Source organism: Mesorhizobium sp. M4A.F.Ca.ET.020.02.1.1 (assembly GCF_004022645.1).
In the GTDB taxonomy this organism is placed as follows: Bacteria; Pseudomonadota; Alphaproteobacteria; order Rhizobiales; family Rhizobiaceae; genus Mesorhizobium.
The window spans coordinates 1-1062 of the sequence record NZ_RZOI01001171.1 but is presented as its reverse complement, the minus strand read 5'-3'; the positions used below and the strand labels follow the sequence as shown (position 1 = coordinate 1062).

At 64.5% G+C, this 1062-nt stretch carries 1 protein-coding gene and 1 pseudogene; both read right to left on the bottom strand.

Translation table 11 applies throughout. From position 1 onward, the window contains the following. Positions 1-930, bottom strand: a 930-nt coding sequence (locus EN742_RS35795) for an ABC transporter ATP-binding protein (protein ID WP_148670565.1), incomplete at its 3' end; no start/stop codon positions are given. After that, a pseudogene (locus tag EN742_RS40300) lies at positions 927-1062 on the bottom strand (ABC transporter permease); the annotation flags it as partial. The pseudogene EN742_RS40300 and the gene EN742_RS35795, both read right to left, overlap by 4 nt.

Genomic DNA, 1062 nt, shown 5'->3' with positions numbered 1-1062 from the left:
CAGGTCGAGACCCTGATAGGCGAGCGCCTCGACCGTGCCGGCAACGCGGTTGGCGGTGTCGGGCGACGGAAACAGCCGGATACGTTCGGGCCGCACAGCGGCGACAGCCGAGGCGCCCGACGAAAGTGTCGCCGAAACCTTACCGGTGATCTTCGTGCCATTCGTCGCCTGGACGCCGTTGCCGTCAGCACGACCGGGAACAAAATTCATCACGCCGATAAAGTCGGCGACGAAGCGGTCGGAAGGATGTTCGTAGATCGCGTGCGGCGTATCGCATTGCAACAGCCTGCCATCCTTCAGCACCGCCATGCGGTCGGCCATGACCAGCGATTCCTCCTGGTCGTGGGTGACGATGACGAAGGTGATGCCGACCTCGTGCTGCAGGCGCTTCAATTCGAGCTGCATGGCGCCGCGCAGCTTTTTGTCGAGCGCGCCGAGCGGCTCGTCGAGCAACAGCAGGCGCGGCCGCTTGACCAAGGCCCGGGCGAGCGCGACGCGCTGCTTCTGGCCGCCCGACAATTGCTCAGGCTTGCGATCGGCGAAGGGCACCAGCTCGGTGGTCGCCAGGATGGCGTCGACACGGCTGCGGATTTCGGCCGCCGGTAGGCGCTCCATTTCGAGCCCATAGGAGACATTGGCCCTGACGCTCATATGCGGAAACAGCGCGTAGGACTGGAACATCAGATTGACCGGCCGCTTGTTGGGCGGCGTGCGGGCGATATCGCGCCCGTCGAGCAGGATCTGGCCGTCGCTCGGCGTCTCGAAGCCGGCCAGCATGCGCAACAGCGTGGTCTTGCCGCAGCCGGAGGGGCCGAGCAGGGCGAAGAATTCGTTCTCGCGGATGTCGAGCGAAATGCCGTCGACGGCTCTCACGCGGCCGAAATTCTTCGACACGCGATCGATCCGAAGCAGCGTGCGCGGTTCGCTCATTGGCCGATAACCCCACGATTGAGCCGCTGCGAAAGGGTCAGCGCGGTGATCGAAACCGCCATGACGATGGTCGCCAGCGCGTTGATCTCCGGCGTGATGCCGAAGCGGATCATCGAATAGATCTGCATCGGC